Below are 19,736 nucleotides of genomic sequence, written 5' to 3'. Positions count from 1 at the left end.
TTTAATCAAATAAGGGTCAAACCTGAATTGATGGATATATCTAGACTATTGACATTAAAAAAAAGAGTAAAATCAGGGCGTGAGGAAAACTCACGCCTTTTTATTTAAATTTTTTTGCCACCGCCTGCTAAGAGTTCCAGAATAACTCCATTTGTCCAGCCGAAACCAACTTCGTTAGAACTATATCCAAAGGAGATTTCGTAGGAAACGTTGGCAGAACAGCGTTCAACATCATATTTCTCAACTAGGGTGTTATGACGCCCGAATTCTTTAATTACCATCGCTAAAAATTTGTTAGCAATGCGATCGCCCTCTGTATGAAACCCATAACGGTGAAGTCCCTGGACGGCAATCAACGTCAATGGTGCCCAACCGAAGGGTGCATCCCATTGGTTTCCGGTGACGCGAGTACTGGTAAGAATTCCGCCTGGGGCTTCAAACAAAGAGAGATTTTCCACGACGCGCTGGGCTTGGGCTTGAGAAGCAATTCCTAGCCATAGGGGATAGAACGTAGTAGCAAATTCGTAACCGCGGCGTTTTCCACTCTGGAAGTGATAATCCAAATAAAGTCCCTGTTCTTCATCCCAGAGACAGCGATCAATACGATCGCGGCGGATATCTGCACGATCGCACCATTGTTTTTGCAGTTCTGCGTTCCCAAAAATATTGTGGATTTGCCCCAAGTCTTGTTCTACCTGATATAGCAAACTGTTGAGGCACACAGGAGCATAATGGAGGATATCAGCACTGAAAGGGCCAAAGCGGTTGGTGATATCAAAACCGGACTCGCGCATGGTGCGATCGCCCTTATAAAATAGGTGCGTCAGTTCGTCTTTTTCCTCGTTGTAGTAAAGACTAACGTCATAATCCTCAACCTCAAAAGTTTTATAGTACTCCTTGACGCGATCGTAGTGGCTTTTTCCCTCATCATCCCGCTCAGAGAACAAAACTTCTGGCGCGGGGCCTTCTCCAAAAGCATAGAATCGGGATAAGCCTGTTGCCGGATTCAGGTGAGGCGGTACTACCCAGTAATAATAAAACTGTTCTAAGATCGGTATAGTTGACTTTAACCACTCTTCATCCTGGGTGTGCTGGAATAGCGCCAAAACCATCATGCTGAGGACGGGGGGTTGCGATCGCGACAGCATATAAGTCCGGTTGGAATTCAGAACAGTTCCGTAATGCTGCACCTGGTACAACAACTGATCAACTTGGCTTTGTGCTATCTCCCATTCTTCGTCGTGCAAAAGCCCCAGTAATATAAAGTAGCTATCCCAGCCATACATTTCGTTAAAGCGCCCACCAGGTACAACATAAGGGCCTGGTAGGTATAGTAACCCATGCTCTTTAATCGCTTCCGCTTCAGTTGGCAAAGTGCGAATTTGCAGCCGTTGCATATCCTTGGAAGATAGCGATCGCTCCAACACACTTTGAATGTTGGGACAATCTTCTGAGGGTGAAATGTAGACGATCCAAGGAGTATCAGTTTTATGGTCTAGTTTGGTATCTTTGGCAGATTGTAATAAGTGTTCGTGCGATCGCGTTAAGGTTTTCCAGGTTTTTTTGATATGGGCCCGCAGGGTGTCTATCTGCGTGGTGGTAAGTGTTGGGGTGATCATAATTCAGAATTTTTTTTAACGCAAAGGGACGCGAAGGGAATCGCAGAGGTACGCAGAGGTTTTAGGGGATTTTCTCTGCGTGGGGTAGATTTATGTTTTTACTCGGCACTACTAATTAATAGGGCGACTGGGAAATGGGCGAGGGCTGATCCGATAGATAGGGTTTGTGTAGTTTGTAAAGGTTGTTGAGTGAGGACGTTTTTCCAGGTGGAGGGAGTTCCAGGGGGTAATAACAAGTGCGTATCTTGCCATACTGACTCGCCCAAGGGGTTTTCTCCTGGCTGGATGAGGCTTGTTAAAAAGCGAGGGGCGATCGCGATCGCTGTTTGATTCCCTTCTCGCCGCGCAAAGGCAATTATATGATTGGCGTGGGTTCCTTGAATTTCTAACGGCAGATAGTCGCCGTCCTGGAATAATAAGACATAGTTTGCTCTGGCTTGGAGTAATTGAGCCGTTAAAAACAGTTTGATTCTACCGTCGGTTTTATCACTCAACAATTCTTGAATTAAACCTAGAATGTCAGTTTTCACCTGTTCGCGGATAGCGCTTAAGTAGGTGCGTCGCTGTTCAAAATCTACCGGGCGGCGGTTATCTGGATCGACTAGGCTGAGTTCCCAAAGTTCTGTTCCTTGGTATACATCGGGTACACCGGGGGCGGTAATCTTCAGCAGAGTTTGGGAAAGGGAATTGAAGATACCATACTCTGCAATTCGCTGTTGAAAGGGACGAAAGGCTTCTAGAAATTCGCCGGAGAGGGAAGGGTCGAGTACTTTCTCAATGAAGGAGGTACAAGCTTCTTCATACTCACTATCAGGCCGCAACCATGCTGTATGAACTTTCGCTTCTCGAATTGCCTTAATTATATAGTCTTTCATCCGTTCCACAAAGGATGCGTGTTCATGTTCCGCAAAGGGAAACGCCCCTACCACGGTTTGATAGAGGAAATACTCGTCGTTGCGATCGGGCATAGCAAACCCGTGGCGATAGCTACGATGTACCCGATTCATGGCGCTCCAAGTATTTACCTGCTGCTCCCACTCATCGGGGAGTTCTGAGAGAACATTCAACCTAGCTCGCACATCTTCGCCGCGCTTGGTGTCATGTGTAGCTGTGGTGTTCATTGTGTGAGGCCAGGTTTCTTGGTGCTGTTTGTTAAATGCATGAAATTTGGCTAAGTCAATGCCAAAATGTCCAGGATTTCCCCCGACTTCATTCAGCGACAGCAATCGGTTGTAAACATATAATGTGGTGTCTTCTACGCCTTTTGCCATTAGCGGGCCGCTGTATTGCTGCATCCGTAAGACAAAATATATCCACTGTTCGCGTTCTGTTTGAGTCAGAGAATTATCAAACTCTAGCAGCATTAACTTTTCAATAAAGGTCAGTTCGTTCTGCAACAAGGGCGCTTGTTCTTTGGCTTGATCGATTACTTTCTGAATGGTAGCGCGATCACTATCTCCAATTCCATCGGGTGTAATATAGGTGCGGTAAATCGGGAATAGTGTCAAAACTTCGGCGATCGCTCTTTTCAAGCCATTCAATGTAAAATCATTGCCATAGCGATATTTGCTAGAAACGTTCTTTAATAAAAGAGCCAAATTGTCAATATCACCTGCTAAATTCTTTTCCAAAATCAGGTGCTTTTTATCCTTCACCACCGATGCATAATCTACTCTTGATCCGATAAAGTTTTGGTAGATTCTATCGAAGGATGATTCATTTTCAGTTTGACAAAATACGCCATTTACATAATTCAAGAAGTCATAACCAGATGTTCCTTCAATTTTCCAGTTTTCTGGCAATTCTTCGGTGAGTTCTAAAATCTTCTCGACCGTAATATAAACATCTCCCGTTTTTTCTCGCAGCCTTTCGAGATACTGGATTGGGTTATAAAGTCCATCAATATGATCAATGCGTAAACCAGTAAATTTACCTTCCTCAACCAGCCTTTGAATTAAGCTGTGGGTATTATTAAAAACCCGCACTTCTTCAACTTTAACAGAAATTAGTTCATTGACAGTAAAGAAACGGCGGTAATTCATTTCTTCCGCACCAACTTTCCAGAAAGCGAGACGGTAAAATTGGTCATTTAGTAATTCATCTAGCAAGTTAAAGCTTTCTGAATTACCGGGTTCTCCGTTGAAAGCTTGAATATTTTCGTCAATGAACTCACGGATGGCATCGTTTGTGGTGTAGAGTTCCCAAACCAATCCTTTAATAAATGCGATTTGGTCTTGTCGCTGTTTTCCCGCAACTTCTGAAGGCACATTTCTAAGAATGTAGAGAATCCCCAATAGTTTAATAAAATCGGGATGATTGCGTCCCAGTGTGCGGGTGAGTTTACCCAGATTATAGGTGATAAATTTTGTGTAAGACTCTAATCGCAGTGGCAGTTTCAAGCTGTAATAGTTGACAGTTAAACCGTTTTGTTCATATTGCAGTTGAATGTGTCCATTTTCCAGGGATGCACCATAGAAATCTCCCAACAGAGGAGCGAGAATTCGCTCTTGGCGATCGCCAAAGGGAGCATTCCAAGAAAGGTCGAAGTAATCGGTATAGCTGGAATCTGGGCCGTGTTCCAATACGTCCATCAAGTAATCGTTTTCGCTGCTATAGGCCATGTGGTTAGGCACAATATCTTGTAACCAGCCCATACCAAGGGATTGGATTTCGCTTGCTAATGCATCAAAAGATTCATTAGTTCCCAGTTCTGGATTAAGTTGAGTGGCATCTACTATATCGTAGCCGTGCGTACTCCCGGATCTTGCTTTGAAAATGGGGGAAGCATATAAATCAGAAATACCTAAATCTGCAAGATAAGCTGCGATCGCTTTGGCGTTGTCAAAGCCAAACTGAGGTGTAAATTGGATTCGATAAGTGGCGGTAGGAATTCGCATATTTTTTTTGAGTAGGGAATAAGGGAAATGGGGGAGATGCGGGAGTTTGAGATTTGTAGCTCGAACGTTGAGCCTTTTAGAGGATGTTTGAAAAGTCCTCTTCTCGGTAAAAAAACGTTTAGATCCCCCTAAATCCCCCTTCAAAAGGGGGACTTTGATTCCGGTTCCCCCCTTCTTAAGGGGGGTTAGGGGGGATCAATAAGTACCTAAGAATCACAGCCAACCACTTTTCAAACAACCTCTTAGCTCGAACATTAAGTCTTTTAGCTCGAACATTGAGGTTATGAGGCTAAAACTTTAAGTTCTAACTCTCCCTCTCATCCTTTTTCATAGAGTACTAAACTAGTAGGTTGCAATTTCACTTCTTGTCCCACAGAAAGATGTTCAGCAGCTTCAGAACCATGCCCAGACCATGAGGTATCAGCAGAGTCTAACAATTTATTAGCGTTTTGCTCAAACGGCAAAGTCACTGTCACGGGAGACGAACTAAAATTCATCACAAATATTAGTTCACTTGATTCGCACCAACGACGCACGATTACCAACTGCTTGTCTTCATCGCTAGTCGCTTTAATGGAGTTGCGGTCTTGATTCAAAAGTGCTGGATGCGTCTTGCGTAAATTAATTAACTGACGATACCAATCCCACAGAACTTTGTGCTTACCTTCATTGCGTAATTGCCAGTTGAGCTTAGACTTTAAGAAAGTTTCTGCCGATTCTGGATCTGGGGGATCATCTGCGAAGTGAAATGCTTCAAATTCTTCTTTGCGTCCGGCTCGAACTGCTTGAATTAAATCTGGATCGGAGTGACTGACAAAGTAAATGAAGGGTGCTGTTTCGCCGTATTCCTCTCCCATGAATAATAAGGGTAAGTTAGGCGACAGCAGTACAGCCCCAGCAGCTAACTTCAATCCTTCAAAAGAGATACGCTGGCTGAGGCGTTCTCCTTTCATTTGATTGCCGATTTGATCGTGATTCTGAATACAGATTGTAAATTGTGATAGGGGGCGATCGCGGCAAGATACGCCATGAAAACGCTTACGGTGTGGTGCGTACTTCCAATCGTAGACAAAAGTATCTTCATAAGCTTTTGCCAACTGAGCCACTTGCCCAAAATCTTGATAATATCCTTGGCGATCGCCTGTCAACAGTGCGTGCAATGAATGGTGAAAATCATCACTCCACTGGGCATCAAGACCATATCCACCCAATTCTGCTGGACGAATTATTCGCGGATTATTCAGGTCACTTTCGGCAATTAGATGGCGTTTCCATTTTTGCCCTTGTTCTGAGAAATGATGAACTGCTTCTGCTAGTTCCCACAAAAAATGCTTCGCCCCCAAGTCGTAAATTGCTTGAATGGCATCCAGTCGCAATGCATCTATGTGAAAGTCGCGCAACCAGTAAAGCGCATTTTCGATAAAATAATTTCGTACACCCTGACTATGGGCATCGTCAAAATTCAACGCTTCGCCCCAAGGCGTTTTATAGGTTTTAGTAAAGTAGGGCGCGAACTGACTCATATAATTGCCTTCTGGCCCAAAGTGGTTATAGACCACATCCAGCACTACAGCAATTCCGTGTTGGTGGCAAGCATTTACTAGTTGCTTCAGGTCGGCTGGGCTACCGTAAGAATTTTGGACAGCATAAGGGTAAACGCCGTCATAACCCCAGTTGCGGTATGCAAGAGTTGCTTCAATATGAGTATCTCCCGGAAACTGGGAGATGGGCATAATTTCAATGGCGTTAATGCCCAGTTCTTTTAAATCCGGTAAGCGGGGAATAATGGCGGTGAAAGTTCCTTCAGGCGTGAATGTTCCAACGTGGAGTTCATAAAAAATCATCGACTCCACAGGAATGCCAGTCCACCCTTCATCTGTCCACTCAAAATGTTGATCGACAATTTGAGACGGCCCATGTACCCCTTCTGGTTGATACTGCGACGCAGGATCGGCAAAAGCGTCTTGTCCATTTAAGACATACCGATAAAGCGTGCCTGGATACACATCGTTGACTTTCGTTTGCCAGTATCCCTCAGACTGAGGCTTGAGTGGAATTAACTGCTGTTCTGGTGTCAAAATTTTTACAGTGACGCTCTCTAATAGCGGAGACCAAACTGTAAATTCACACTCTCCGTTACCCAAGTAGTTAGCACCTATTCTCACGCAGTATCCTCCCATCAGTTCCAGTTTGTTGTGCCGAATCGTGGCGTGATGGCGTACCCGCCCGCCATAGGCGATCGCAAATGTCATTGATTGCACAATATTTACAAACACGCCAGATAGCATAATGGTTGGTCTAGCAGACTTTTTGCTAGCACCTGGAGGCGGATTTTTGACCAGAACAAATTCAGTCTAATGACCAAAGAGGCAGGGGAGCTGGGGGCGGGGGGCTGGGGGAGAAAGATGCTGAAATTCCCCAGCAGTCTAGGGTTACGAGCTAATAAATGTATTTATGCTTAAGCAAAAAATATTTATTTTGAGCGATAAATGCGACGATAAATAATGCGTATTTGTCTCAAAGCCAATACATTTATTTATAGGGTTTTCCCTCATCCCCCTGCCCCTGCCTCAGACTGGTAATACCTACGGCTTGCAGCTACCATCCACACAGTATGCCGATTGATATGTATCAGAACGCTTACCAAATATGGTGTAGCGATTATCACGGATTTGTTCGTAAAAGCGATCGCCTGCCCACTTCATCCCTGGTAAGGCTCGATAAGCGTCTACAAATATACTTCCTGCTGGCAATAAACGCCCAATTTCTTCAGCAGCGTTACTACCTTGCCAACGTCTTTGAGGATCATTGCCATCAATTAAAATCATCCCCTGTTCACAGTCTTGAGCTGTAATTCCCCACCGTAAAAGTGTCTGCTCATCTTGCATAGGACTGTAGCGAAACAGCTTTCCTTGGTCTAAGGTTTCTAGCGATCGCACTAAGGTAACGCAGAGATTACAATTTCCATCGTAGATTACGTAGTAATTCATAAAAATAATTCACTTGTCAGATGTGTTTAATTTAAATACAACTTTGGTATTTTAGCTTAGAAAACCGTAGCGATCGCTCTTGCCTGAGTAAGGCAGTGCTAAATAATCCGATCTACCTCAGCCAGAACAAAATTTAATTTGTTAAATATGCATAATGTTGTCTAGCTTAAGTTGTAAATTTGGCAAGAGATTAGATTGACAAAAAATACCGAATATGAATAGGTTTAAAACTCACATCTGTTCTTAAGGGCACAGCAATATTCCCTACAGTATGGTCTATTTATGAGCGCACAATAATTAAGAAAAAGCTGAAACAACTTACTTCTGTTAATGCATATCACGATGCATTTGTACAGTGCGTAAGCGCTACATCATAGTTTCCAAATCAAAACTTTAAAATATTTGCATAGCAAATTGCTTTCATCACAAAAAAACTAATTACTCTTCATTGTTTTATTATTATTCCTTAATAGAAAAAACATTATATATTTATAATTATTTCTTAAATAGTCTTTTATCATACACAAACTGGCACAAGAAAATACTGAATACTTGCAACACGTAAGTATCTTTTTAATTTTCAGGCCTTGTAACTTAAAACACCAATTACCTCATAAACAAGTATGGCTAATATCACTGGAACTCCTCTAAACGACGTTGTTCTTAACGGTACTATCGGCAACGATGTAATCAATACACTGAATGGAGATGACGTAATTATTGCTAGTGCTGGTAACGACATTATTAATGGTGGGGATGGACAAGACACCGTAGATTACAGATTCAGTGGTGGTGTCACAGTATTACCAACAGGTACAGTTCAAAAAAGTAATGGTCAAGACCAACTTATTAGGATTGAAAAAATTATTGGTTCAGCAACTGCGATAGATACAATAGACGTTTCTGGAAGCAATGTACAGCTAATTGCTGATTTATCTGCTGAACAAGTCAACATCAGCAATATTCCCAATTTCGGTTCTTTAAATTTCCAAGTTGTGAACTTTGACAACGTTTTCGGAGGTAATGGAAATGACCGCTTAACTGGGAATGCTGGAGCCAATGTCCTGAATGGTGGTTCGGGTGATGACAACCTTGATGGCAGAGATGGTAATGATATTTTAATTGGCGGATTGGGTAGAGATATCTTAGCTGGTGGAGGAGGAGCTGATTTCTTCCGTTACACCAGTGCTTTAGAGGGTGGCGATATTATCAATGACCTAAACGCATCTCAAGGTGATAAAGTCCAAGTTTCCGCATCTGGATTCGGAGGTGGACTTGTAGTAGGGCAATTACAACCTACTCAATTCACTCTTGGTAGTGCTTTCACTAATACTACTCAACGCTTTAGATTTGACACCAATAGCTCAATTCTATTCTTCGACAGAGATGGTAGCGGTTCGCAATTTGGCTCTGTCGAAATTGCTAGAATCAACGGCGTTAACGGCCCTCAAGTTATCGAAGTAATCGTTTAGAAGATTATGGAATTGAGATTCTAGATTGTAGGGTGCCGTACTTTATGTAGCTACGGCACCATTAGCAGACATCAATAAACTCAATTTCTGAGTTTATTAAATTGAAAAATATAGTTATATAAAAATATTTGACTAGGATGCTCAGTTAATTTATTAATTTGACTTTTAACTGTAACCTTTATATATTCTTTCAAAAAATGGCGGTGGCAAAAAAGAATAGTGTGGATTAACAAAGCGGATGTTGCATTGAAATAGCACGACAACACAAATATTAAACGGCTTGTGCATAAACATTGCCCCCAGTTTCCAGCTATCATGCTTTTGGAATGGTATTTGCTTAGTTTTTTCATTAATGAGAAAATATTCATGAGATACAAACTCTTGGGCAAAAGCGGGTTAAGAGTCTCTGAACTCTCTTTAGGAACCATGACCTTTGGTGAAGATTGGGGTTGGGGTGCATCTGTTGACGAAAGCCGTAAAATCTTCGATAGCTATGCAGAAGCAGGGGGAAATTTCATTGACACCGCCAACGGTTATACAGATGGTAGCAGTGAAAAAATTATCGGTGAGTTGATTGCTAAAGAACGGGAATGCTTTGTAGTTGCGACAAAATATTCCTTTCCCTTGCGGATGAATGACAAAAAAGGCGACCCTAACGCCAGTGGAAACCATCGTAAGAACTTAATCCAGTCTTTAGAAGGTAGCCTGAAACGACTCAATACTGATTACATTGATTTATTTTGGTTGCACGCTTGGGATTTCACAACACCTATTGAAGAAGTATTGCGATCGCTTGATGATGTAGTCCGTCAAGGTAAAGTACTTTACATCGGTATTTCTGACACACCCGCTTGGATCGTTTCCCAAGCAAATACCATTGCCCAATACCAAGGATGGACGCAGTTTGTCGCTTTACAAATTGAATATAGTTTAATTCAACGAACCCCAGAACGTGACTTGCTACCGATGGCTAAAGCTTTGGATTTAGCAGTAACACCGTGGTCGCCTTTGGGTGGTGGTGTGCTTACAGGTAAATATAATCAGCCTCCTCAAGAGAGTAGCGAACAAGGAAGATTAGTTAATCCAGCATTTGGAACTATTTCAGAACGGAATTTAGCGATCGCTCAAGTTGTTAGTGAAGTTGCAACCGAAATTGGACACACACCTTCACAAGTAGCATTAGCTTGGTTACACGCTCAAAGTGGTGTAATTATTCCGATAATTGGGGCACGTAAATTAACGCAGTTTCAAGATAACTTAGCTTCTTTAAACATCACTCTTTCGCCAGAACATTTGCAACGTTTAAATGAAGTGAGTCAAATTGAACTAGGTTTTCCCCACGACTTTTTGCAGAGTGATGTAATTCGCGATCGGCTTTTCGGTGGCACATTTAATACTATAGAAAACCACCGTATTTAACTAATTGTCATAAATATTAACACATTCAGGCATTAATATAATCGGTCGTCAGAGAGTTTCGCGCAAACAACCAATTCTGTAAAGTTAGATTTAAAAGGCATTAACAACGTAGAATCATGAGCGACAACAACATTTCATCACGTTTGTACCCTACTCGCATTGATATTCCTGCCGAAGCACGAGTGCAAATCGTAGTACTTCTCAACAAAACTTTGGCAGCTACTTCTGATTTGAAAACCCAAGCAAAGCAAGCGCACTGGAATGTTAAAGGTACTGACTTTTACCAGTTACACCTATTATTTGATGAACTTGCTGGGGAATTGGAAGGATACATCGATATGGTCGCTGAACGCGTTACAGCTTTAGGCGGATACGCTTTCGGAACAGCCCGCGCCGCAGCTAGTAATTCAATTTTGCCAGAATATCCCTTAGATATTTTGGATGGCAAAGACCACGTAACAGCCTTGTCAGATCGTTATGCATTTTATGCTAAACATCTCCGCGAAGCGATCGATAAAACTGATGAATTAGGCGACCTCGACACCGCCGACCTTTACACCGAAATTTCTCGCACCATTGACAAACGACTCTGGTTCTTAGAAGCTCATCTGCAAGTAGCAGAAATTAAGGCAGAGAATGGCAAAGCGGCTACTACTAAAACTCAAAAGATCCCTGCTGGTGTAAAGTAAGCACTTCTGATAAAAGTAGTCTTTCGTAAATCTAATAGTATCTTTTTGGTAAGTACGTCACTTTTAAGTGCGTACTTTTCTTTTATATGTACATACTTTACTATTGAAATAGTTCAAAAGTAGGTCGAAAAATTCAAAAATATCTTTGCAACTGATACATCAAAATTTATACTTCAACTTGAAGTTATTAGATCACTGGAAAGGTATGCTAGTTCAATTCTAATTCTTAACTACTAATTAAATATTCATTAACAACGAGGTGAATCTATGTCTCAAAATACAATTAGCCACCTAATTCACGATCGCAATGCCCGTGGTCACGCTAAAATGGGCTGGCTTGATAGCTATCACACATTTTCCTTCGGTAGTTTTTATGATCCCAACCGCATGGGATTTCGCTCTCTGCGAGTGATTAACGACGATCGCATCGCTCCTGGTGCAGGATTCCCTACCCATAGTCATCGTGACATGGAAATCCTCACTTATGTCTTAGAAGGTGCTGTAGAGCATAAAGACAGCTTAGGTACTGGATCGGTGATTCGCCCCGGTGATGCTCAAATTATGAGCGCTGGAACTGGAATCAGCCACAGTGAATTTAATCCTTCACCAACTGAACCACTGCACTTGTTACAAATCTGGATTCTTCCCGATCAAGAAAGGTTGACACCAAGATATGAACAAAAAGCTTTTCCTCTAGAAGAAAAGCGCGGCAAATTACGCTTAATTGCTGCAAAAGATGGGCGTGATGGTGCTGTAACAATTCACCAAGATGTTGATTTATACACATCTGTTTTAGAGTCAGGTGATGTTGTTAATTATCAAGTCAAACCTGGTCGTTATGCCTGGTTACAAATAGCTAAAGGCATAGTTAACTTGAATGGCGAAGAACTCAGAGCCGGTGATGGCGTGCAAATCAATGGCGAAGAACAGCTAGAAATTAGTACCAACATCGGCGGCGAAATCTTGCTTTTTGATTTAGGCTAATATCGCATTTATTTGCTAAAAGGCTCGTCTCAATGAGCCTTTTACTCATAAATAAGTATTTACTTACTCATCAGCCAGAGATTTAAATCTCTGGCTGATAGCGTATGTCTACTTAGGTGGATTGAAAATTTTTTAGTTAAGAATTTCATAACAAAATTTTTTGCTTACAGTTTGGATAAAATGCCAAAATGGTGTAATACAAATTGTAGTATTACTAATAAAACACTGGATCAAAAAGAACTATCACTGCGAGAGAGCGTTTAGTTTCTGCAAGATTCAGCTTCAATCCGCTCAGAAGAAAGGTTATACTTTCTCATAAAACTAACCTGAGTTTCGGGATAAGCTGAAACCCTTATTACATCGTTGCTTGATTCTGAGATATGTCAACCTGTTTGCGTCGTTTCAGTCAACTAACGCTGAATAAATCTTCTTAACCCGAACTGACGTTAAAACTAGCAAAACAACTAGGCGGCAACCGCCAAAAAGTTCTTAGAGGATGTTTGAAAAGTATTTGGCCGTGATTTAAAGCACTTATTGACCTCCCCCCCTAACCTACGCCAGTCGCTCCACTTGGGAGAAGACCGCGCTAGCTCCCCTTAAATAGGGAGAACCGGAATCAAAGTCCCCTTTAAAAAAAGGGACTTAGGAGGATATAGGGCGTTTTGATAGTTACAACATAACTTTTAAAACATCCTCTTAGCCTAAGTAAAGATGTATCAGACTTTAATAATTCTTAGAGGTCGCTGTAATGCCGACGATTCATTTTGTAGATGGTGAAAAAGGTGGAGTAGGAAAGTCTCTCTTTACCAGAACAATGATTCAGTATTGTCTGGATAAGAAAATCCCTTTTGTACCAGTGGAGACAGATAGATCGAATCCAGATGTCGCAGGGGTATATAAGGAGATATGTAAGTATGCTGTGTTTAGTGAGAATGAACGACAGGCAAACAAGGCAGATAGAATATTTGAGTGGGCGATAGAGAAGCCGGTAATTGTAAATTTAGCCGCACAATCGCATAGAGCAGTACAAGGGTGGATTGACTCTAATCAATTAATTGAACTAGGGAATTCGCAAGGAGTGATGTTTTGCAAATGGTTTGTATCGACAGGAGGATACGACAGCATCAACCTGTTTACTCAGTCAGTGAATACCTACGGTGAGAGAATTCGTCATATTCTGGTGAGAAATTTAGGGCTGTGTGATGATTGGGAGCATATTGAGTCCGACTCTAACTTTCAGATCATGGTAAATAAAAATCAGATAAAAGTTATAGATTTTCCGAAGTTAACATATAGAGAAAGAAACATAATTGACCAGCATCGCCTGACGTTTGCAGAGGCTAGAGAGTATAAAGAATTTGGGATAATTGGGAGACAGAGAGTAATTAATTTTCTGAAGCTTGCTTATGGTGCTCTTGAGAAAGTAGGTATCTGGTATGAAAAAGTTGAATAGCAGTCATTAGTCATTAGTCATTGGTCATTGGTCATTGGTCATTAGTGATTAGTGATTAATACCAATGACTTTGGACAAACCGCAGTTAAGGAGATTGGCTAGGGGTGCGTAGACACGTTCGCAAAGCGTCTTGTAGACAAGTGGCTTGTTAACAGACATCGTAAAGCTAATTTGACTACAATTCTTAGAAAGAGTAGCAAAAACCTAATGTCTAAAAAGTCCGATTCGCAGTTCCAAAATCTTTTTACTTCGCCCAAATCAACCAACTGGGACGAAAGATCAGCCCAAATAGCCTATCGCTTTAACCGAGAATATCAAGGTGAAAACTTTGAACTCCCAGCCGAAGTACAGGCAATGCCGATATTTGGCGAGTGGATTGGAGGTAGTTTCTCAGGGAGAGTTGCTTCCCCTTTTTGGGAAATTGCTAAACCTCAAAAAAACCAGCACTGTTTGGATATCGGCTGTGGTATTAGCTTTTTAATCTATCCTTGGCGGGATTGGCAAGCATTTTTTCATGGGCAAGAAATCAGTAATGTGGCACGCGATACCCTTAATTCCCGTGGCCCACAGTTGAATTCCAAGCTGTTCAAAGGTGTTGAGCTGGGAGCAGCCCATCAGTTAAACTACTCATCAGAACAGTTTGATCTAGCGATCGCAACAGGATTTAGCTGTTATTTTCCACTCGAATACTGGAATGCTGTACTGGCAGAAGTTAAGCGGGTATCAAAACCAGGTGGACATTTTGTGTTTGACGTTCTCAACCCAGAACAGCCTTTAGCAGAAGATTGGGCAGTTCTGGAAACCTATTTAGGGGCTGAGGTGTTTTTAGAGCCTTTGGCTAAGTGGGAAAAAATGATTAAAGCGGCGGGTGGTAAAATAGTAGCCCAGAAATCAGGGGAATTATTCGAATTGTATAAGGTGCGGTTTTAAAAATACTATTACTCAGGGATAAGCGAACTCGATGGATCTAAAGAAGTTGTAAAAACAAAATAAATTACCCCAGATCCGAGAATCATGATTGCGAGACTGAACAGCAACACCCAACGGTCTGTTGGTTCATAAGTATCTTCTTCGATATCACGACGGACTGCAAAATAATGTCCAGTTGAAAGCCACACCGTGATTAAACCCACCAGCGAGAAGACTAAACCTAACTTCCAGCCGTTGCCGGGACGGGGTATCAAAGGTACTTGGAAGGCGCGCAAACGCACAATGACGACACCAAACTCTAAAAGAGCAATCCCTGTCCGCATCCAAGCGAGGTAGGTACGCTCATTTGCCAAGTGATCTCGGATTCGGGACGGATTCAGTCGTCCTGGCTTTTTTTATCTTTATCTTCTTCTGGAGATTTCAATTTTAACTGCATCAATAATACCCGTATCCCCAAAGCTACTTTTATCAAAAAACTATGTAAATAAGAATAGCAAATCTCCTTCCTGATGACTTGCACCCAGCGCAATAGTTGCGCTGATGAAATATATTTATTGTGATTGTACATTTTTTTAAAATTCAAAATTTATTTTAATGCAGATATCTAAATAAAACAAGCCTGAGATTGAGGATAGATAAAACCAATTCGCAATTCGCAATTCGCAATTCGCAATGGGCTAACGCCCCGCTCCGCTAACGCAATAAATTCAAGAAAACAGCCAAGACCAGAGAGGTTTTTTCCAGTGCAGTCAGGTTTCTCCTCTGATTTTGGCTGTTAATCTATTTAAATTGAGAACAATCATTCAAAAATAGACTATACTGTTTTATTTCAAGACTGATTGCTAGGCGCATTAGGAACTCGTGTATCTATGAGAGCCTGCGATATATTTGGGATAAACCAGTTAGCTGTATTGCTGTTAAGAACTTTCACAGTAGGAACATTCAATTCAATCGCAGCAGTATCTGGATTTGTCTGAATCACCAATTGAGTTCCATCAAGTATCTTGATAGCAGCCGGCCCTGTCAATTCTTGGCCTTGCCCATTTGGACTAGAACTGAAATTTGCTACGTTGACATCATTCGGTAGATAGATCCCATCACAATCCCATTTATTTTGAGTAGTCTGACCAGGCGCTAAAAAATAAAGCTCATTATCGTATGGGGATTTTTTATCGTCATCGTCATCGTCAGCTTTTGGGTTTTTGCCGTAGACCCCTAGAGTTTTACTTGTTTCGTTACGACATTGCCCCCAGGTATTTCCCGCCTCTAAAGCATATTTTTGTAGTGTTAATTCATCGATTCTGTTTTGAATTTCTTCTGGTGTAAGACCTTCAACTTTAGTTTGGGTATCTTTTGTCTGAGATAGTTCGTTCAGAGCTTTAGTTACTTCGATATAGTCAGGGTTTTTACTAAATTTTGGTCTATCAGCAAAAGAAGGTTGAGCCAAGGCTAGATTAGCAACAACTATCAAGACAATTAGCAGAGATTTCCAGATTTTCATGTTTTGATTCCTATTGATGGATAATATTTTTTGCAGTTTTGAATTAATTTTGACCAGAAAATTCATGATGCACCTCCAGTTTAGATACTTATTTTTTCTTTATCTTCATTCGACGGTTGAGTATTGAACCCTAAAATCAATGAAAATATACAACTAGAAACTACAGATAAAAAAGTCCAAGTAACATTTTCTGTAACAATAAATATACCGAGTCCAATCAATATACAAGGCACAAAAGTATTGCCATTCTCTGTTAAAAAGTTAGCGATCGCAGGCAAGTAGGTTAATTTATATGCGGTATAACACCATACACCTACTAATGAGAAGAAAACACTTAGTATTACCAGTAGACTATCTAATTCAGAGTTGGCAAACAGGGGCACGTAGACGCTGATATTATCACTACCATTGGCAAAGGCGATCGCAGCTACATTGCATGTTTGCGGAGAGAGAAAGCTGGCAATTATAGAAGGACAAGACGGCTCGGTTTCTTGTTCGGCTTCCTCTGGTGAATCCTCTTCGCGTTTTAGTAAACTATTCACACCAATGATTATTGGCATTAAACCAAGTAGTCTAATCCAGTCTTGCGGTATAATTAGACCACCCAAGAAACCGGGAAGGCTAGCCAGGATCAATGCAGCAAAACCGAGATACTGACCGGCAACGATGTGGCGACTGCGAAACGTCTTATTGATTTGCGAAAAAAGCAACGTCAAAATGACAATATCATCGATGTTGGTAGCGCTGAATGCCGTAATCCCTGTGGTAATTGCAGTTACTAAACCGCTCATTTGTAAAAGTCCTTATTTTCATGCTTGGAAATTAGAAGTTGGGCATGGGGCATTGATTACTCCTCTGCTTCTTTTGCTCTCTGCTTGGATATTTAAGACCGTGCAGAAGCCTTGGTTTATACTTTAGTCAAACTAATCGATAGAATCAAATGCTTTTATTTGTCAAAATGATAAGTGGAAGTGATTAAAATTCTGACACCAAGCTTGTAGGGATACAGATAAATGGCAGGAATGACGTTTGAGCAGCTAAAAATCTTTCTGGCTGTGGCGCAGCACTTACACTTTACTCGCGCAGCAGAGGAGCTTTATATTACACAACCTGCCGTCAGCGCAGCAATCCACAACTTAGAGCAAGAATACGGTGTGAAACTGTTCCATCGGATTGGTCGCCATATTGAGATTGCTGAGGCTGGTAAATTATTGCAAGTGGAAGCGCAAAAAATTCTCGATCAAGTCTCCTTGACTGAAAGGGGATTGCGAGAATTGAATAATCTGCAACAGGGTGAGTTGAGATTAGGGTCGAGTCTAACAATTGGTAACTACTGGTTACCAAGTAAGATTAGTGAGTTTAAGAGCAGATATCCCGGTATTCAGATTGACTGTAGCCTAGCCAATACAGAAGAGATTTGTGTCGGAACAGCAACAGGACAGTTTGATTTGGGCTTGGTGGAAGGAGATATTAAACCAGCGCTCCAGAGTACTTTAGACTACCAAATAGTAGGGAGCGATCGCTTGCAAATTGTGGTAGGTCAAAAACACCCTTGGTTTGAGTCGGGAGAAATTGACTTAAACCAATTGACTAAAACTTTATGGGTGATGCGAGAACCAGGTTCTGGAACCCAGCAAAGGTTTGAAGAAGCTCTACAAAGTTGGGGAATCAATCTCAGTGAATTGAATGTAATTTTAGTATTCAATAGTGGAGAGATGACAAAAGCAGCGATCGAACATGGTGTCGGTGCAATTGGAATTTCTGAGTTGATGGTCAAAAAAGAAATACAATTGGGAACTCTACGGGCAATTCGAGTGATTGATAACAGAGAGAGCAACGGTGCGATGCCTACGGCGGGCTACGCCTACGCAGAAATAGTTCGACCTTTTTTCAAACTCAAGCATCGTCAGCGTTTTCAAACTGCTCTTTCTAAAGTCTTTGAACAGATGTTGATATCGTCTATGTTAGATGGCTCATATCAACATATATCAAAATAAGCTATTTAAAAAGGACTGGGGATTAAGGATTGGGGATTGGATGCCAAATTGAAAAATTATGGTGATGGGTAAGAGCAACCACCAATTTTAAAAAACTTTTTCCCAGTCCCCAGTCCCCAGTCCCCAATACCGAGTCCCCTTCACACCTTCCGCATATTTCTACTAATGGGGTCAAAACCTCTAGAAAACCTCGTGCTTTCATCATAGTAAGCGCCAGTCAGATTCGCTCCATACAACTTGGCATAGTTAAGTTTCGCTCCTCGGAGATTTGCTTCATTCAGTTTGACACCGCTTAAATTAGCTCTAGTCAAGTTTGCTTTGGCTAAATTGGCTCTACTCAAATCTGCTCCCCAGAGTTTAGCTTTTGCTAGGTTAGCCCCACTCAAGTCAGATCCCCATAAATTGATTCCAGGTAAATAGGCTCCAATTAGCTTGTAGTTACTTAAGTTGATTCCTGGAAAATATCTTTCTCCTGCGGCAAAACGCCGTTTTAATTCATCAGCATTCATGCGTTGCGTTCACCTTCGTTAGTAATACAGAAGTTATTTCTTCCCATTCCTAGCCTAATTCTCCTTGGAACTCTGGCTGACCACTACGTTGATACCAGAAACGGGCATTGTTCAAATCGCCTTCTTTGCGGTGCAGATAAGCATGAACCCAGGCACTATCGACATCTCTGGCATTTGTAACTATTTCATGAGCTTTGTTCCAATCATCTTTTTTGTCATACCACATTGCTTGCAGCCCTTTTGGCAGTGTCTGAGGACATGAGCGCTGCTTTTCGATCAATCGCAGGAATTCCTCTGTATTCATTGATCACCACCCAACAAGAATCAAACTTCTATCTCTAAGATACTCTTCAGCTTAAGGTTAAGGGGAGTAGAGAGCAGGGGGAGAAATAATTAATGCCCAATGCTCAATCCTTTCATATCTGCTTTACTGGAATAATTTCAAACTCAAAAGTACTAATTAAACGGTCATCAATATAGACCTCTATTCTATGCTTACCAAGCGGATCGCCAGGAGTGATCGTCCAAAAATTCTCAATCACACCCTCTGGAGCCGACTGTGTACGCCGCGTCACAGATGTCATGCCGTCTGCTGACATTGAGAAGTCTTCACCCTTATCTGTACCCCAAGTTACTGGAGGTTTTGGTAAACGCAAGACTTCGCGCCATTTAACTTCACCTTGGTAGTCTTTTAGTTTAATCCGCCACCCGTAGGCGTTTCCTTCCTGAAGTGGCACTTTTGTTGTCCGTAAAATAGTAACGTTCCCTTTGGAATCAACTCTCCTCAGCCCGAACTCGGTGTTACTAACAGTAATCTGTTTTGTATTTGTTGGCGCAGGAGATGATATGGCATTTTGTACCAAAACAGAAGTAGCGTTGATTGGCTCAGAACCTATCACCCCAGATATTAGCCAAGAAGAAGCTAGCACAGCAGTAGTAGCCCAAATTCTCATTAGTATGGTTTTCCTGTCAGACTTTTGGTACTTATTCAAGTAATCTGACATATTTTCCGGGTCAAGCGTATCTATAGTTGGACAAAGACAAAATTGCTTTTAATAATTGCCAGATTGAGTAACTCAGGGAAAACTTGGATTTGATGAATAAGACTTTTAAGCGATTGACTGAATTGAAAACATGGTCTGCGAAAGCTTGGTAAAGTCTACAGAAGTGACTAAAGGTAGGAATGGAGTCTCAGTACACCAGGATTTACATATTTTGGCAATGGTACCGCCTTCTTATTTTCCTAAATAATTTTACTGAGGCTTGCTCGTATAAC

General features: G+C 41.5%; 17 protein-coding genes. 7 read left to right on the top strand and 10 right to left on the bottom strand.

Features of this window, described 5'->3' with window-relative positions:
- Positions 1 to 104 precede the first annotated feature (104 nt).
- The 4 genes from H6G96_RS02010 to H6G96_RS01995 all read right to left on the bottom strand — a co-directional run bounded on the left by H6G96_RS02010 (position 105) and on the right by H6G96_RS01995 (position 7,506).
- Positions 105 to 1,619 carry a trehalase family glycosidase gene (locus tag H6G96_RS02010; protein WP_190909707.1) on the bottom strand — a complete coding sequence of 505 codons (1,515 nt, stop codon included), beginning with the start codon at positions 1,617 to 1,619 and terminating at the stop codon, positions 105 to 107.
- A 98-nt stretch (positions 1,620 to 1,717) separates the two neighbouring features.
- Positions 1,718 to 4,516: a malto-oligosyltrehalose synthase gene (treY, locus tag H6G96_RS02005; protein ID WP_190909705.1), complete on the bottom strand. Its 2,799-nt coding sequence runs from the start codon at positions 4,514 to 4,516 to the stop codon at positions 1,718 to 1,720.
- Between the two features lie 317 nt (positions 4,517 to 4,833).
- Positions 4,834 to 6,681 (bottom strand): malto-oligosyltrehalose trehalohydrolase, encoded by a 1,848-nt coding sequence (treZ, locus tag H6G96_RS02000; RefSeq protein WP_190909978.1) that lies wholly within the window; start codon positions 6,679 to 6,681, stop codon positions 4,834 to 4,836.
- 420 nt (positions 6,682 to 7,101) lie between these two features.
- Positions 7,102 to 7,506: a DCC1-like thiol-disulfide oxidoreductase family protein gene (locus H6G96_RS01995; RefSeq protein ID WP_190909703.1), complete on the bottom strand. Its 405-nt coding sequence runs from the start codon at positions 7,504 to 7,506 to the stop codon at positions 7,102 to 7,104.
- Between the two features lie 623 nt (positions 7,507 to 8,129).
- On the opposite strand from H6G96_RS01995, the gene H6G96_RS42260 reads away from it, so the two are divergent.
- The 6 genes from H6G96_RS42260 to H6G96_RS01965 all read left to right on the top strand — a co-directional run bounded on the left by H6G96_RS42260 (position 8,130) and on the right by H6G96_RS01965 (position 14,453).
- Positions 8,130 to 8,978: a calcium-binding protein gene (locus H6G96_RS42260; RefSeq protein WP_277932889.1), complete on the top strand. Its 849-nt coding sequence runs from the start codon at positions 8,130 to 8,132 to the stop codon at positions 8,976 to 8,978.
- A gap of 366 nt (positions 8,979 to 9,344) precedes the next feature.
- A complete protein-coding gene (locus H6G96_RS01985; protein WP_190909701.1) occupies positions 9,345 to 10,397 on the top strand; it encodes an aldo/keto reductase in 1,053 nt (350 codons plus the stop codon).
- Between the two features lie 116 nt (positions 10,398 to 10,513).
- A complete protein-coding gene (dps, locus tag H6G96_RS01980; RefSeq protein WP_190909699.1) occupies positions 10,514 to 11,086 on the top strand; it encodes a DNA starvation/stationary phase protection protein Dps in 573 nt (190 codons plus the stop codon).
- Positions 11,087 to 11,353: 267 nt separating this feature from the next.
- On the top strand, positions 11,354 to 12,070 hold the full coding sequence (locus tag H6G96_RS01975; protein WP_190727452.1) for a pirin family protein: 717 nt from the start codon (positions 11,354 to 11,356) through the stop codon (positions 12,068 to 12,070).
- Positions 12,071 to 12,818: 748 nt separating this feature from the next.
- Complete coding sequence (locus tag H6G96_RS01970) at positions 12,819 to 13,523, top strand: mobilization protein (protein ID WP_190727451.1); 705 nt, start codon at positions 12,819 to 12,821, stop codon at positions 13,521 to 13,523.
- A 207-nt stretch (positions 13,524 to 13,730) separates the two neighbouring features.
- Positions 13,731 to 14,453 (top strand): class I SAM-dependent methyltransferase, encoded by a 723-nt coding sequence (locus H6G96_RS01965; RefSeq protein ID WP_190909697.1) that lies wholly within the window; start codon positions 13,731 to 13,733, stop codon positions 14,451 to 14,453.
- A gap of 8 nt (positions 14,454 to 14,461) precedes the next feature.
- Here the strand turns inward: H6G96_RS01965 and H6G96_RS41065 are convergent, their stop codons facing one another.
- The 3 genes from H6G96_RS41065 to H6G96_RS01950 all read right to left on the bottom strand — a co-directional run bounded on the left by H6G96_RS41065 (position 14,462) and on the right by H6G96_RS01950 (position 16,745).
- The gene (locus H6G96_RS41065; RefSeq protein ID WP_242063138.1) at positions 14,462 to 14,806 is read right to left on the bottom strand and encodes a DUF202 domain-containing protein; all 345 of its coding nucleotides are present in this window, start codon (positions 14,804 to 14,806) and stop codon (positions 14,462 to 14,464) included.
- A 476-nt stretch (positions 14,807 to 15,282) separates the two neighbouring features.
- Positions 15,283 to 15,954, bottom strand: a complete 672-nt coding sequence (locus tag H6G96_RS01955) for a hypothetical protein (protein ID WP_190909695.1) — start codon at positions 15,952 to 15,954, stop codon at positions 15,283 to 15,285.
- Positions 15,955 to 16,034: 80 nt separating this feature from the next.
- Positions 16,035 to 16,745: a cadmium resistance transporter gene (locus tag H6G96_RS01950; RefSeq protein ID WP_190909693.1), complete on the bottom strand. Its 711-nt coding sequence runs from the start codon at positions 16,743 to 16,745 to the stop codon at positions 16,035 to 16,037.
- Positions 16,746 to 16,967: 222 nt separating this feature from the next.
- On the opposite strand from H6G96_RS01950, the gene H6G96_RS01945 reads away from it, so the two are divergent.
- Complete coding sequence (locus tag H6G96_RS01945) at positions 16,968 to 17,951, top strand: LysR substrate-binding domain-containing protein (protein WP_190909691.1); 984 nt, start codon at positions 16,968 to 16,970, stop codon at positions 17,949 to 17,951.
- A 140-nt stretch (positions 17,952 to 18,091) separates the two neighbouring features.
- Here H6G96_RS01945 and H6G96_RS01940 read toward each other — a convergent pair whose 3' ends face one another.
- From H6G96_RS01940 to H6G96_RS01930, 3 genes are all read right to left on the bottom strand, one after another.
- On the bottom strand, positions 18,092 to 18,460 hold the full coding sequence (locus H6G96_RS01940) for a pentapeptide repeat-containing protein (protein WP_190909689.1): 369 nt from the start codon (positions 18,458 to 18,460) through the stop codon (positions 18,092 to 18,094).
- A gap of 49 nt (positions 18,461 to 18,509) precedes the next feature.
- Positions 18,510 to 18,764 carry a hypothetical protein gene (locus tag H6G96_RS01935; RefSeq protein WP_190909687.1) on the bottom strand — a complete coding sequence of 85 codons (255 nt, stop codon included), beginning with the start codon at positions 18,762 to 18,764 and terminating at the stop codon, positions 18,510 to 18,512.
- Between the two features lie 112 nt (positions 18,765 to 18,876).
- A complete protein-coding gene (locus H6G96_RS01930; RefSeq protein WP_190909685.1) occupies positions 18,877 to 19,413 on the bottom strand; it encodes a hypothetical protein in 537 nt (178 codons plus the stop codon).
- Between the last annotated feature and the right edge of the window lie 323 nt (positions 19,414 to 19,736).

Origin of the sequence: Nostoc sp. FACHB-892 (assembly GCF_014698795.1) — a bacterium.
Taxonomy (GTDB): Bacteria; Cyanobacteriota; Cyanobacteriia; order Cyanobacteriales; family Nostocaceae; genus Nostoc.
The sequence above is the reverse complement of the archived record's forward strand: the minus strand, read 5'-3'. Positions and strand labels throughout refer to the sequence as shown.